Source organism: Anaerococcus sp. HMSC068A02 (genome assembly GCF_001811125.1).
Classification (GTDB): Bacteria; Bacillota; Clostridia; order Tissierellales; family Peptoniphilaceae; genus Anaerococcus; species Anaerococcus vaginalis_C.
Genome location: NZ_KV803709.1, coordinates 1 through 15,387 on the forward strand (window position 1 = coordinate 1; position 15,387 = coordinate 15,387).

General features: G+C 28.5%; 10 protein-coding genes. All 10 read right to left on the minus strand.

All coding sequences use genetic code 11. The annotated features are described in order from the left end of the window. A partial coding sequence (locus HMPREF2782_RS00005) for an FMN-binding protein (protein WP_148130012.1) occupies positions 1-2,792 on the minus strand: 2,792 nt, incomplete at its 3' end. A gap of 903 nt (positions 2,793-3,695) precedes the next feature. After that, positions 3,696-4,754, minus strand: coding sequence for a ribonucleotide-diphosphate reductase subunit beta (locus HMPREF2782_RS00010; RefSeq protein WP_019118830.1), 1,059 nt, complete (start codon positions 4,752-4,754; stop codon positions 3,696-3,698). 540 nt (positions 4,755-5,294) lie between these two features. Beyond that, entirely contained in the window at positions 5,295-7,823 is a 2,529-nt protein-coding gene (locus HMPREF2782_RS00015) for a ribonucleoside-diphosphate reductase subunit alpha (protein ID WP_070639810.1), read from the minus strand. A 177-nt stretch (positions 7,824-8,000) separates the two neighbouring features. Further along, positions 8,001-9,605, minus strand: coding sequence for an ATP-binding cassette domain-containing protein (locus HMPREF2782_RS00020; RefSeq protein WP_070639813.1), 1,605 nt, complete (start codon positions 9,603-9,605; stop codon positions 8,001-8,003). Positions 9,606-9,853: 248 nt separating this feature from the next. Further along, complete coding sequence (locus tag HMPREF2782_RS00025) at positions 9,854-10,348, minus strand: RDD family protein (protein ID WP_070639816.1); 495 nt, start codon at positions 10,346-10,348, stop codon at positions 9,854-9,856. Positions 10,349-10,356: 8 nt separating this feature from the next. Beyond that, positions 10,357-11,358 carry a signal peptide peptidase SppA gene (sppA, locus tag HMPREF2782_RS00030; RefSeq protein ID WP_070639820.1) on the minus strand — a complete coding sequence of 334 codons (1,002 nt, stop codon included), beginning with the start codon at positions 11,356-11,358 and terminating at the stop codon, positions 10,357-10,359. 332 nt (positions 11,359-11,690) lie between these two features. Further along, on the minus strand, positions 11,691-13,130 hold the full coding sequence (locus HMPREF2782_RS00035) for a PTS transporter subunit EIIC (protein ID WP_070639823.1): 1,440 nt from the start codon (positions 13,128-13,130) through the stop codon (positions 11,691-11,693). Beyond that, complete coding sequence (gene murQ / locus HMPREF2782_RS00040; RefSeq protein WP_261668483.1) at positions 13,127-14,014, minus strand: N-acetylmuramic acid 6-phosphate etherase; 888 nt, start codon at positions 14,012-14,014, stop codon at positions 13,127-13,129. The genes HMPREF2782_RS00035 and murQ overlap by 4 nt, the downstream gene beginning before the upstream one ends. Further along, the gene (locus tag HMPREF2782_RS00045) at positions 13,980-14,978 is read right to left on the minus strand and encodes a MupG family TIM beta-alpha barrel fold protein (RefSeq protein ID WP_070639829.1); all 999 of its coding nucleotides are present in this window, start codon (positions 14,976-14,978) and stop codon (positions 13,980-13,982) included. The genes murQ and HMPREF2782_RS00045 overlap by 35 nt, the downstream gene beginning before the upstream one ends. 92 nt (positions 14,979-15,070) lie before the next feature. Further along, positions 15,071-15,387: MurR/RpiR family transcriptional regulator (locus tag HMPREF2782_RS00050; RefSeq protein ID WP_148130013.1), on the minus strand; the 317-nt coding region annotated here is incomplete at its 5' end.

Sequence of the window (15,387 nt, forward strand, 5' to 3'; positions counted from 1 at the left end):
TCCATTAGACTTGTGTCTATTACTTTTTGGTCCACTTCTATTTCTTCTTCTTGTGGCTTTGGCTTTTCTTCTTTTTCTTTTTCTTCTACTAAATTTTTATCGGATTCTTTTCCTGATAATTGGAAGTTTACATATATTGTCTTTGGTGTATTTGGATTTTCTTCTTTGACCAATGTATATTTAACTTGTCTATTTACTGGCGATTTATCGCTTGTGTACTCATAACGATTACCTTTTTTGGAGACTGCTCTAAGTTTTACTTTTTCAAATTCAAATGATGTTGGTGCATCGATAACTTGATGATCGGAAATATTTCTTTTATCTACGTAATCCATTTCAACTTTATCGACTTTGTACCACTTATTTCCATCTGCGCTGTATTCTAATCCGATTATATAATCTTTACTATATTTTCCGATTAAAATTCTAAAGTCATCATAGGATAGTGATTTTTGGTGGATTACTTTTGCTTTTATAATTTTTTTGTCAGCATAATTTTTTAAGTCGCTTCCGTTTTCTATTATTTTGCCATTTTCGTCTGTAATGCTAATTCCATTTTCTTTGAAATCTTTCCATTCTACTTCTTTTTGACTTCCATCTTTTTTGATTAAGTTTACTTTCATTTCTGTAAAATCAACTCCATCGCCTTTGTTTACTTCTATGTTTTTATTTTTTGGAGCTGTTATTGTGATTTCTTTTACATCTGAATTTGTAATGTAATCATTTGATGATTTTTTTGTCGCCTCTCTCGCTGCTGATGATATTCCACTAGCACTAACTGTCGCACCTGTAACGCTATCAAATAATTCTTTTGACTTATATTTTTTGGACATATAAGCTTTAACTGTTCTTGAAATCAGCGTTAAATCTGATTCTGAATTATCATTTCTATATCCGTTAAGATTTTTTGCATATTCTGCACCAAAAAGTTCTAACGCTTTTGCTTTTGGGTTACTACTTTTTCTTATTGTTTCAAAATACTCTCTGTATAATCCCATTTTTGCAAGATTTAATCTTGCATCTTTTCCTTTGATAAAGGATAAAACTTTTTCTGCTTTTTGTCTAAATGGTCCCATATCATCGCCGTATTCTGAATTTTCTCCTACTCTTACTTCAGAAATTTCTCCATTTTCGACTTTTATATATGTTCTGATTTTTCTTGTATTGATATATCCAATGCCCCATCCTGTATATTCTCCGTCTTTTAATGGTTGATTGTTATAATATTTTTTAAGGGCGTCATCTATTTTTTCTTCGCTTGGTTTTTCTGGTTTCTTATCTTCTTCTGGCTTTTGTTGGTCTGGCTTTTTGTCAGGTTTTGATGGACTATTTTCAACTCCAGCTTTTGATACGGCATTATTTATAGCATCTATTATTCCTTTGCTTGAGAATGTTGCTCCTGATACTGTATCTACGTTTTTGCCAGGCTTACCAAGCATTTTTGAGATTACTCCTTTTGATTTGCTAAAATAAGGATCATCTTCTTTGTGTGAAAGGATTTCTACTTTTGTTATTGAACCTTTTGCTATGGTTACTTTTACTTTTATTGGACCATTAAAGCCTTCTGCTACTCCTTCGTAGACACCATCTTTGTATTGCTTGTAAATCTTATTATCTTTACTTGGTTTTTCTGGTTTTTTATTTGGTTTTTTTGCTTGAGTTGTATTTGATGGTTTTTTATTTTTATTATCAACATTTTTGCTTCCACCTGCTTTTGATAGAGCATTTCTTACTGCATCAAGTATTCCTCTACTTGAATATGTTGCACCAGAAACTGTATCAACACTTTTGTCAGCTTTTCCTAAAATTTTTGATATAACTGATCTTGCTCGACCAAAATATGGATTGTCATCGCTGTGTGAAAGTATTTCCACATTTGTTATTGAGCCTTTTGATATGGTTACTCTAACTCTTATTGGCCCATTAAATCCTTGACCTGAGCCTGTGTAAACTCCATCTTTAAGGTCTTTATTTCCAATTGCTACTGTCCCTTTAGCATTTGCTCTTTTATTACTATTTGATGCTTTATTTACAGCTTGTACTTTTGCATTTTCCTTAGAGCCAGCTTTGTGAAGGGCATCAGCTACTGCCATTTTTATAGCGTTTGATGATACTGTTGCTCCTGTTACTGAATCTACATTTACACTTCCACTACTTAAAATTTTATTTATTACAGCATAAGCCCTATTAAAATATTCTGGTGTTTCATTTTGTGAAACAACGTCAATTGTACTTATTTTTCCATTTTTTATGATTACTTTTACGGTTAAATTTCCACCATATCCATTTGCACTACCAAAATACTCTCCATCTTTTAAACCTTCTACTGGTTTTTTATCTTCTTTTTTAGCTTTTTCTTTTATTTTTTCTTTCGAACCAGCTTTTTGGAGTGCTTTTAAAACAGCATCCTTTATAGCATTTGATGATATGGTTGCTCCTGTAACAGAATCTACATCTACTTTTCCTGTTCTTAAAATTTCTTTTATTATCGCTGAAGCCTTTTTAAAATATTCCTCAGTTTCATTATGGGATAAAATCTTGATGTCTGTTAATTTTCCATTTTTAACAGTTATTCTAACAGTCAACAAACCACCATAACCTTCAGAACTTGCTTCGTATTGACCATCTTTTAAATCTGTTGCAAGACGAGCGCTATCGCTTACTATTTTATCTTTTTTTTCAGCCGCAAGCTTATTTTTTTCTAAGACAAACATAGACGATTTTATCATAGCCATAGACGCTAATCCTACAATAATAAAGGTCAATACTTTCTTTAAAAATGTATTTTTCATCTTTCCTCTTTACAAAATATATTTAGGTTATTAAAGGTAACCTAAACCTTTTTGATTTTCATTTACATAAAAATCTTAAAAAATTATTGAGTTGTGGAGTATAAACTCCAAATTGCAAATAAATTAAATAATCTATTTTGCAAGGATGAATTTTTAGATATTTTTCAAAATGTTTAAATCAATTTTAATTTCTATCTAAAATATTCGGTTTATAAGTCTTGATATTGGTAAAAATAACTTTGCTTTTCTCATTTTTATAGTATTTTTAAAAATAACTAATTTTTATTTGATATTCTTAGTAAAGTTTTCCATAATATTTTTATCTAATCAAATATTTTGCCGAATAAATACAAATCTAAATCCTTATAAATTTTTATAATTAAAACCTTTATATGATTACTTTATTCGCTTTATAATCTAGCTATATTTTTTTCAATATCAATTTTTATTTTTTCACTTTTCCCCCTTTCTAAAAATTTATAAATTCTTACAAGTTTTTTTATTTAAAAACCCGTTAGTTCTAATAGTGATAATCACTATCTGTTCCATTATACAAAATTGTAGAAAAAAACACAATATTTCAATTTATTTTTTTGTTAAATATAAAAATTTTTAAAAAAACTAAAAAACCAACAAAATCCAAGTCTTTAAAATATTTTTACTATAAATTAAATAAGGCTAAGTATAATATTTTAAATTAAATTTATGTCAAAAAAATTCAAAGATTTCAAATCAAACGCCATTTCCTTTAAATTAATTGATACTTTGGATTATTTTTTAAATTTCTTCTATTTTTACAAAAAATTTTTATAATACAAAAGTCTGATTTTCTTAGATTTTTTGCAAATAAAAAACTGCTGTAAAATAGAAATATCTATTCTACAACAGTTTATAAAATTTATTTTATAAATCATCCTCAATAACTGAAGATTTAGAATAAGCTGAAACTTTTCCTTCAAAGAAATCTGTTTTTACTTGGTTTGGATCTGAATATTCACTTACCCATTTCATTGATTGAGGTTCGTCTTCATATCCTTCATAAATTGTTCCAAGTCCAAGTCCTTTTGCCCTTAGATTTCCCAAATATTTTATATAATCTTCAATCATTTGTGAATTTAATCCTTGGATTTCATCTCCAATGGCATATTTTCCCCAGGCAATTTCTTGTTCTACTCCTTCTTTTAATAGTGATAAGTAGAATTCTTTTAATTCGTCAGTAAATAAGTCTGGTCTTTCTTCTTTTAAGTCATTTATCATTGACCTAAATAGCCACAAGTGGGTATTTTCATCCCTATTGATATATCTGATTTCTTGTACAGTTCCTGGCATTTTGCCATTTCTTCCAAGATTGTAGAAAAATGAAAAGCCTGAATAGAAATAAATTCCTTCTAGTATATAATTTGCAATCAAAACTCTCATCAAATTAAATTCGCTATCATCTTTAATAAATTCATTGTATTGGTCGCCAATAAATTTATTTCTTTTTAAAAGATGATCATCTTCCTTCCACAAATACAAAATTCTTGTTCTCTCATCAGGAGAGCAAATTGTATCAAGTATGTAGGAATAAGATTGGGAGTGAATTGCCTCTTGGTAGGTTTGAATAGCAAGACAAAGATTTATCTCATTTGCTGTTATATAGGTTTGAAGATTTGGCAAATTTGCAGTTTGGATTGAATCAAGATAGGTCAAAAATGACAAAATCCTATCATAAGCCTTTTTTTCAGCCTTAGATAAATTCCTATAATCTTTTATATCTTGGTTTAAATTAATTTCTTCAGGAATCCAAAAATTGTTCATAGCTTGACGGTACCAATCGCTTGTCCATGTATATTTTACATTGTTAAAATCATTAAGATTGGTTGTATTTCCATTTATAATCCTTCTTTTAGAAAGATCAATATCCCCATCCTCATTAAAAATTCCTCTTTTAGAAACTTCTTCCTTATATTTTTTTTCCATGTTTTTGCCTCCTATCTTATGGGAAATAATTATTTATAAACTAATATTTTTAATTTTATACCCCATTTTCAAAATCGAACTTATATTTTTACTTTTAAATAATTATAAAATATTTAAAAACTATTAAAATTTTTTTCTTTGCTAAATATTTTATCTAAATTAATTCAATACTTCGTTAAGTTAGGGCGGAGGAAATGGGGGGGGTAGAATTCTACCCCTTTTTCCTATAAAATCTTAAATAATAATTGAAAGAAGCGAAGCTTCTTACAAAATTAGCCCGCGCAGCGGTCGGTTGCAGGGGGTTAATAAAGTAGGGGCTTGGGGATATAATTAGCTTGAAATTGTGCCAGTGGTACAATTTCAATAATTATACCGCGGACTTTATTCGTAGTTTTAATTTTAAATTGAATTTTGATTTAAGATTTTTTTAATTTTAAAAAGTAAGTTAGCGTGGTAAAAGGAGAGAATCAAAACTCCCCCTTTCTTCCCCCAAATCCGAAGTATTTTATTGTAAATTTTATTTACTTAAAAAATCAAAATCTATGATGCACATGAATCACAATCTTCTACTTCAAGTGATTTTCCTCTTACATAATATAGGGATTTTACTCCTGCTTCCCATGCTGTTAGGTAAATATTTAAAATCTGTCTCATTGTGTATTCTGTTGTTATATAAACATTTACTGATTGGGCTTGGTCTATGTGTCTTTGTCTTACTCCACAAGCTCTCATTGAAATATTTTGGTCAATATTATAGGCATTTTCGTATAGCCAGAAGGTTTTTGTATTTAGTCCTGGAGCAACTCTTGGTACTATTGCTCCCTTTTTTTCTTCTAGGAAATATTTGTTCATTATTGGGTCAACTCCTGCTGATGTTCCTGAAATTATTGAGGTTGATCCTGTTGGAGCTACTGCCAATAAATATCCATTTCTAAGTCCATTTTCGTGAACGTCTTTCTTTAAATTTTCCCATCTTTCGCTTTCATATCCTCTTTGTTTGAAATAATCTCCATTATCCCAATCACTTCCATCAAAACAAGAATATGATCCCTTTTCTTTTGCAATTTCATTTGATGCTTTGATTGCAAAATAGTTTATATCTTCATAAACCTTGTCTACAAAATCAAGATGGGCATCTTCTTCTGACCATTTTATATCATTTTTTACCAACATGTGATGGTAACCGCTTGTTCCAAGTCCTATTGCCCTGTATTTTTTGTTGGTTACTTTTGCATAAGGAGTTGGGTAATAATTTAAGTCTATTACATTATCAAGAGCTCTTACTATTGTTGAAACAACTTCTTCCAATTCTTCTTTGTCATTTACATCAATATTTCCAAGAGTTAGGCTTGCAAGATTACATTCTACAAAATCTCCAGGTTTGGTTGTATTTACAATCACAGTTTCCCCATCAACAGTTTTAATTTCTTCGCTAACTGTCTCAGATGGGCTCATATTTTGGGCGATTTCTGTACAAAGATTTGATGAATAGATAATTCCCTTGTGTTTGTTTGGATTTGCCCTGTTTACTGCATCTCTATTAAAAACAAAAGGTGTTCCTGTTTCTGTCCATGATTTTATCAAAAGCCTAATCAAATCTTTTATTGCTATTACTCTTTTTGAAATTTCCTTATCATTTACAAGCTTTTTATAAAATTCTTCAAATTCTTCCCCATAGGTATCTTCGATTGATTTGCCATATTTTACCAAAACTTCGTGAGGATCAAACATGTACCAATCTCCACCAATATTATCCCTACATTCTTTCCAGAAAAGATCTGGAACACAAACTGCTGGGAAAATATCGTGAGCCTTCATCCTATCATCGCCATTATTTGTTTTTAAAGATAAAAATTCTGGTATATCCTTGTGCCAAATATCCAAATAACAAGCAACTGCACCTTGTCTTACTCCAAGTTGGTCAACGGCAACCGCAGTATCATTGGCAAGTTTTATCCATCTTATAACTCCACCTGCCACATTTCTAATTCCTCTAATATCAGAACCTTGGGCCCTAACTTTTCCAAAATAAAGTCCCATTCCACCGCCGTGTTTTGAAACTTGGGCAAAGTTTGTGATTGAACGGTAGATTCCTTTTAAGGTATCTGGAACTGTGTCTATAAAACATGAAGAAAGTTGGTTAAAGGGCTTTCTTGCATTGGTCATTGTTGGAGTTGCCATAGTTGCCTTTAATTGTGATAAAATATCATATAATTTTTTGGCAAAAGAAACTTGATCTTTTTCGCCAATGGCAAGGTGCATAGAAATTCCCATAAACATTTCTTGGACACTTTCAATATATTCTCCCTCAAAGGTTTTAATTAAATATCTTTTTGCAACTAAATCAAGGCCTGAATAAGTAAATAATTTATTCCTATCTTCTTTTAAATATGCTCCCAATTCTTCCAAATCCTTATTGGTATAAGATTCTAAAATATATGATCCATAAAGACCAGCTGAAGTTAGGTATTGAACTTTTGACCTAAAATCAACAATTCCATATTTTTCTTCGCTAAGGCTAATTTTTAAATTAATCAAATGAATCATAAACCTTGCAGCAATAAATTCCCAATCAGGAGCTTCCTTGCTTGTAAGCTCACTTGCGGCCTTGATAAGGGCGTTTAACAAGGCTTCCTTGGTCATGTTTTTCTTGGTAAAGGATTCAAATTTTAAATACAAAGACTCGATTGGATATCTTTGATTGTCATACTCATCATTAATATCTTTGATTATAGAAAGAGTATATTCATCATCAATAAAGGATTCAAAATCAGTTAGGACCTTCCTGTCCATATTGTGTTTTGCCCTATAAAGAATGTAAGATTTTACTTCTTTATAATAGTTATTTTCAATAAGCTCAAGCTCAACCAAATCTTGAATTTCTTCAACAGTAACTACATGGTCTTTTGGGTATCTTTCCTTGATTGTTTTTTCTATATTAAGAGAAATTCTATCCAAATTTTCATCGCTAATAACAGAATCAACAGACCTAAAAGATTTAAAGATTGCACGATTAATCTTTTCCCTTTCAAAGTCAACAACTTGACCATCTCTTTTTTTAACTTCCATATCCACCCCTAAATATTGTTATTTTTATATTTAATCCACTATATATAGTGGTAATTTCGAAATTTCTACCTAACAATCATATCACAAGATAGGAATTTTAAAAAGTATAAAGTACTTATAATTTTTTAAAAAACAATCCCTATAGATTTAATATAAAATCTTATAGGGATTATTTTTTTAAAATTGATATATTTTTTTATTTTTTATTTTTAATTTTCTATTAAATGAATTTAACAAATTAGGATTTGTCGAATGGCTTACGCAAATAATTATTTTATTTTCTATCTCTTTAATTATTTGAGCTACTAAATTTTCATTATATGTATCAAGACCTGATGTTACTTCATCAATAATAATCATAGACTTATCTGAATAAATAGCTCTAGCAAGATCTATCCTCTTTTTTTCTCCTCCCGAAAGAGTTGTTTTATCTATCTTGTAATTGAGATTTCTGTTTTTTATTAAATAGTTTAGACCTACCATATCTAAAATTTTTAAGCATTTATCATAATTTTTGTCCTCATCAAACAAAGTTATATTATCTATTATTGATCCAGTAAAAATAATTGTATCTTGAGGGATAAAATATATATTTTCATAATAGGATTTTTTATTCAATTGAGATAGGGCATATCCATTTATAAATATTTTCTTATTCTCATTTGCGAACATTCCTAAAATCAAATTTAGAAAACTAGATTTTCCACTTCCGCTATCTCCTAATATAAGACATTTATTAGCAGATTTGATTTCCAAATTTATATTTTTTATTATGTAATTATTCGCAAATTTTAGGTCAACATTATCAAATCTTAACTTATCAATTTTTCCTATCTCTACAGTTCCTTTATCTATATTAGTTTCTTCTAAATATTCTAAATATTTATCAAAAATTTTTTTAGATGAAATAATTCCACTATATGAATCTGCAATTGACTGAATAGGACCTGCTATTGTTAGCATAAGTGTTGTCATAGCAATTAGCGATGGTAAATCTATCAAATTTTTATATACAAAAAATCCGCCGATTATCCAAGTTCCTGAATATAATATATTTCCCAAACCATAACTTATGGCAAATGTTTTTGCCAATGATGATTCGAAAATAATAGATTTATCTTTCAAAATATCTGCTAATTCGCCTAGTTTATTATTAAAATATGAGCCTAGCTTGGATATTTTTATAAATAAAATATTTTCTGAAAATTCATCAAAATTTTCAAGATAAGCACTCTTAGAATCAAGTTCTTCTTCTTTTTTATTGGATAAAATTTTTCTAGAAATAAAAGGTGATAAAAATGGTATAAATGAGAATAATAGCATTATAAAAGTTAAAGTTCCTTGTATATAAATAGCTGATAAAAGAGATATAAAAAACATAAATATATACAATAATGAAGATAAAATGCCATTAAAATAATTATTTATAGCTTCAAGATCATTAATCATCTTGTTTTTAAAATCTTTTTTGTAATCCAAATTAAGATATGATATATCTTCCCTATCAATTTTTATAATCAAATCCTCCCTAAGTTTTTTTATTATATTATTTATAATTTTAGATTTGAATTTTCTAGGAAAATAATCAAACATAGCTTCAATAGTTAAATATGGAATTGCTATAAAACCCAAAAAAATAAGCTTTTTAAATTCCTTAGCTACAGCAAAAAATGTTAATTTTTGATACAAAAAAGCAGTACCTGCACTTAAAATTGCCGCAAAAAAACAAATAATAATATACATAATTAAATTTTTTTTATTTTCCAATAAATATTTTCTCATAATATCACATATCTAAAAAGAATTTAGAATTACCCTTTCTAACTTGTTTAACATATTCTTTAATATAATAATTAAAATCATAAGCATTGTTTGTACTACATTTGTAATTATTGCAATATATTAATCCTCTACAAAAACTATAATCATTACAGTTTTTGCATCTAAAATTTTCTTTTGAATTCTTATTAATGTTAAAAATTTCGAAAAAATATGGTTTAAAATAGACTAAGCTATTTTAAACCATATTTTTAATTTTCAAAAAGATAATCTACCACATCATCTTTTATAACAACCGTATCAACCAACATATCTGCCAAAGATTGTTTGTTTGGGCTAAATCCTATAATTAGGTACAAAATTTTTATAAAATTTTGAATATATCTTGCGAAAACTTCTCTTACCAAACAATCAAAAAAACTAAGTTTTTCATCGTTTAAAGAAATAACCCTAATTCCCATCGCCATTTTTCCTAAAGTTTGACCGTTATTCAAATAAGTTAAGATGAAAAAATATAACAAACAAATTCCTGTTTCAACCAAAGGATTTATTTCTATATTCATAATTGTTAAATCCGTTTTTATTTGAAAAATTTTCATAATAATATTTGAAAAAGAATAGGCAACTATAGAGTCTATTGTAAAAGCCACAAGTCTTAGGAAAAAACCAGCATAAGCAAATTGAGGTATGGATATTGTCTTTTGTACATTCAATGAGTTGTTTTCAATTGTTTCCATATTTTCCATAATTTCACCTATTTCCCATAATAATACATTGGTAGTGGAGATTCTTTTTCCATTAATTCTTTCAAAACACTAAGATCAGATGAAGAATTTTTTTCTACTAAATTTTGAGCTTTTGAAAATAATTTTTTTAATGAATAATCACTTCCTTCATATTCAAAAACTTCTGGATTATTTAATTTATAATCTTTTTTCATATCTTCAATTGCATCATCAAGATTTCCAATTTTATCTACAAGACCATTGTTTTTAGCTTGAGCTCCATCATAAACCCTGCCGTCTGCAAGTTTTCTAACTTGATCTTCTTTCATAGATCTACCTTGAGAAACAATTTTTATAAACCTATCAAATGACGAATTTATAAGGTCTTGGAAATATTTTTTTTGCTCATCTGTCATATCTTTTCCAATAGATCCTGCATCTTTCATCTTGCCTGTTGTAATATTTTGTTCTTTAATTCCATATTTTTCAAACAAACCTTGGAAAGATCTTGATGACATAATCACACCAATAGAACCAGTTAAGGTTTCATTTGAAGCATAAATTTTATCAGTTGGGGCAGAAATATAATATCCACCACTTGCAGCCATTGTCTTCATAACTGTAAATACAGGGATTTTTTTGTCAGTTTGAATTTCTTTTATCTTATTTGCAATTTGTTCAGAATTATAAACAGCTCCACCTGGAGAATTTACTTGCATAATTACGCCTTTAACAGAATCATCCTTGTATATATCATCAAGTTGTTCCATAAAAGAATCATAAACTTCTCCATCTCCGATTGCTCCCTCATAAGAAATAAGAGCAATTTTATTTTTCTTATCCCCATCTTCTACAATATTTTTATTTGCAGTAGCTGAAAAAGGATTAAACTGATTTAAATATTCATTTTTTAATTTATCAGCTTGTTTTTCAGATATTTTATCGCTCCTATTTGATACAATAGAAGACGCTACAAACAAAAGTAGAGCAATAGCCACAGCTATCCATCTTTTGCCATTGTTTTTTTTCATATTAACTCCTTTAATTTTATATTTTATAATAACACTATATTATTCTAAATTTAAAGAATCAAGGATAAGAAAATAAGTTTTGATTTTTTTTAACAATTGAGTACAATGAAAAGGCAAGACAATTATCGTTGACACTAAGAGAAATTGTTTTTGTATAGTCTCTTAATTGAGACTATTTACATAAAGGATTTTTACCAAAAATCAAAAGGTAAAAGTCCATTTTTTTGTATGTTTTTAAAAATTTATTAATTTTTTCTTTAAAATAATTTTTATTTCAAAGAAATTTTTGCAAAAAAAATCCTGCCCTAAGGCAAGATTATTTTTTTATTTAATTAAAATTTAAAATCTATACTATCTACTATGTCTTCTCCGTCTATATATTTTTTATCTATTCCAAATAAATATGTTAGTATAAATCCTCCAACATATCCACCAAGAAGTCCAAATATATATCCTAGAGCTTTTCCATTATAGATTAATGGGATTAGGGCTAGTCCACTTGGGCCTACAGCTGTTGCTCCAATTGATCCTATTGCACCAATTATTGCTCCTCCAACTCCTCCACCAAGACACGCTGTTATAAATGCTTTTCCCATTGGTAGAGTTAGGGCATAAATTAATGGTTCTCCAATTCCTAAAATCCCAACTGGCAATCCACCTTTTGCTATTTCTGTTAATCTTTTATTTTTTCTACATTTTACAAGTATTGCTATTGCAGCTCCAACTTGTCCTGCTCCTGCCATGGCAAGAATTGGCAATAAATATGTTGCGCCTTGTTGTTCAATCATTGCAATGTGGATTGGTGTTAAAATTTGATGTAGTCCTAGCATTACCATTGGTAAAAATACTGCACCAAGAATAAATCCTGCAATTGCTCCACCCAATTCTATTACAGAATTAATTATTCCGATAAGTCCATTTGATATTAATCCTGCTATTGGCATTATTATAAATATTGTCAAAATTCCTGTAACTAATAAGGATATTGTTGGAACAATAATTATATCTAGTGAATCTGGAATTATATTGTGAAGGGCATTTTCAATTTTTACAAGTATAAATACTGCAAGAATTACTCCAATTACTCCACCTTGTCCTGGTAGTAGGGCTGAATCTAAAAACATATTTTTTAATGGCTCGTCTGGATTCATTGCTGAAAGATATACCATTCCTCCAATTACTCCACCCAAGCCTTCGTTTCCTTTAAAGACTCTTGCTGCATTTATTCCTATAAATATATTCAAATATCCATAAAGTCCTGTTTTTATTATATTTAAAACTTGAAGTACTGCTCCAAAATTTTCTTGTGAAAGTGAACCTGCTGTTATCATATTTTGCATAACAGAAGCAATACCACCTATTAGTCCTGCTCCTACAAAAGCTGGTATTAATGGAACAAAAATTGATGCTATTGTTGCTGAAAATGATTTAAATTTTGATTTATTTTGTTTTTCTTTTACTTTTGCTTTATTTTCTCTAGTTCTTTTTTCTATATCGCTTTCCATTTCTTCAGAAAATTTTGCATTTGCCATATTTGACATTTCTTTTGCTATTTTTTCACTTTTGCCAGGGCCTGTTACTATTTGAATTTGTTCGCCTTTTAAAACTCCCAAAACTCCATCAATTTTTTCAATTTCTTTGAAATTTACCTTGCTTTCATCTACAACTTTTACCCTTACTCTTGTCATACAATTTATAACTTCTGTTATATTGTCTTTTCCACCAAAATTTTCTATAAGGTCTATGGCGATTTTTTTGTTATCTTGTTTCATTGTATTCCCTTTCTTAAAAATCCTTCGTTCTCTTCCAACAATTCAAGTGCTTCTTTTTTGCTAATTGATTTTTTTTCCATTAAAATTGCACATTTTACCCTTCCATCTGCATCATCTAGTAATTTTTCTGCATGATTTTTATCGATATTGCAAATATCTTCAATCATTTTCAAAGCCCTATTTTTTAATTTCTCATTTGATACCCTAAGATCAACCATAAGATTATCGTAAACTTTTCCAATTCTTACCATTGAAGTTGTTGAAATCATATTCAAAACCATTTTTGTTGCAGTCCCTGCTTTCATTCTAGTAGAACCTGTCAAAACTTCACTTCCTGTATCTATTTCTATTGGATAATCTGCAAATTTTGAAATTTCAGAACCTATGTTGCAAGTTATCGAACCTGTTTTTGCTCCAAGTTTTTTTGCATATTTTAATGCACCAATAACGTAAGGCGTTCTTCCACTGCTTGCTATTCCTACAAGCAAATCATCTTTTGTAAATCCATGGTCTTCCAAATCTTTTTTTGCCAAATTTTCATCATCTTCTGCGTTTTCAATTGGATTTCTTAGTGCCTTATCTCCTCCTGCAATAATTCCTTTTATCATATTTTTATCTACAGAAAAAGTTGGAAATGCTTCAGACGCATCCAAAACTCCAAGTCTTCCGCTAGTTCCTGCGCCAATATAATATAAATGACCGCCCTTTTTAAATACATCTACAATAGCATCTGTTAATTTTTCAATATCTGGAATTTTTTCACCAACTTTTTTAGCTATTGTCATGTCTTCATTATTAATTATTTTTAAAATTTCTAGAGTTGACTTGGTGTCCAAACCCTTGCTCTTGTTATTTCTTGATTCTGTTGATGACAAGTCTATCACTTCCTCCTATCAAATCTAATATTCCAAGATGAGACTTATCTACATGTCCAATGATATTTCTCATCTTATCTTCTCCTATATCTTTTCTAATTATTTCAAGCTCTCCAGAATATCTTTTGGCATTTTTATTTAAAATTACTAAATCGCCCTTTTTTATTTTTCTATTATCGATTTTTTCAATCAATTTATAGGACCTTTTATTTCTTATCAAATAATCGCTTATATCCTCTCTAACTTCAATTTTTTTCAAATCTTTATAATCATCTTCCAAAAAAACATCTAAATTTATTAGCTTGTTTTTCTCATAATCTTCTATATATTTTTTATTTTTTTGTGAGATTCCTTCAGATAACAAGAGATTTTTTATTTTATACTTTCTTTTAAGTTTCAAATAAGAATAATAAGGATTTTCCCACCTATCTTCTTCCAAAGTTGGAAGACTTTCAAACATTGGTCCCCTAAAATTCATATCTCCTTGAAAAAAAGCAAAAATATCAATGCCAAATGCTTTTAACTTTTGATTTTTTTTAATAAATTCATCACTTCCAAGTCCTGAATATGAAAGAGGATAATAATTATGCCAAGCACTAATATTTGAAAAATTTGAATTTTTTTCTTTCAAATCCATTAGATTATTATAATCTATGGTCGATGCATTTATAGCCAATTTATTTTTTTTAGATAATTTAGCTATAAGTTCATTATTAAATCCAAAATCTAGCCTTATTATTATGTTTAAATCTAAAAGTTTAGGAAATTTCTCCAAAACTTCTCCATTTAAATCTACACAAACTTTCGTTTTTGAATTTTTTAACATATCTAAAAGCCACAATAATTTATCCATATTCTCGTCTTCCAGAGGATAGTGCATAGATGTAAACAAAAAATCATAATTTTTAAATTCTTCTAGCTTTTTTATAATTTCTTCTTTATTTTGATTAAGATACAAACTAAAACCTAACATAAATACTTCCTTTTTCTCCTAGAAAAGCTTTTCACATTTACATTATAAAACACTTGAAATAAAATTTCAAGTGTTTCTTTATATTTTTAAAATTAAATTTTAAGTTTATCTGTAAATTCTTTGGTAACTTTTAAATTATCAACTACATAATCATAATTTAATCCTATATAAGAAAAATATAAAATATCCGTTATGATTAAAGATGAAAATCTCGACGCAATTGCTCCATACCTAATTTCTTTTTCACTTGATGGAATTTTTATAAAAACATCAGAATCTTTTGCAAATTTTGAATTTTCATTTTTACTTATACTTATAAGAGAGGCTCCCTTAATTTTCGCATAATTAAATGATTCCAAAACTTCTTTTGTTTTTGCCCCATAAGTTATTGCAATTAAAAGATCATTTT

Bases quoted from the DNA above. Each gene is read 5' to 3' on its own strand.
- HMPREF2782_RS00015 (WP_070639810.1), bottom strand. From the start codon at position 7,823: ATGGAAGTTAAAAAAAGAGATGGTCAAGTTGTTGACTTTGAAAGGGAA.
- sppA (WP_070639820.1), bottom strand. From the start codon at position 11,358: ATGAAAAAAAACAATGGCAAAAGATGGATAGCTGTGGCTATTGCTCTA.
- HMPREF2782_RS00035 (WP_070639823.1), bottom strand. From the start codon at position 13,130: ATGAAACAAGATAACAAAAAAATCGCCATAGACCTTATAGAAAATTTT.
- HMPREF2782_RS00025 (WP_070639816.1), bottom strand. From the start codon at position 10,348: ATGGAAAATATGGAAACAATTGAAAACAACTCATTGAATGTACAAAAG.
- HMPREF2782_RS00020 (WP_070639813.1), bottom strand. From the start codon at position 9,605: ATGAGAAAATATTTATTGGAAAATAAAAAAAATTTAATTATGTATATT.
- HMPREF2782_RS00045 (WP_070639829.1), bottom strand. From the start codon at position 14,978: ATGTTAGGTTTTAGTTTGTATCTTAATCAAAATAAAGAAGAAATTATA.
- HMPREF2782_RS00010 (WP_019118830.1), bottom strand. From the start codon at position 4,754: ATGGAAAAAAAATATAAGGAAGAAGTTTCTAAAAGAGGAATTTTTAAT.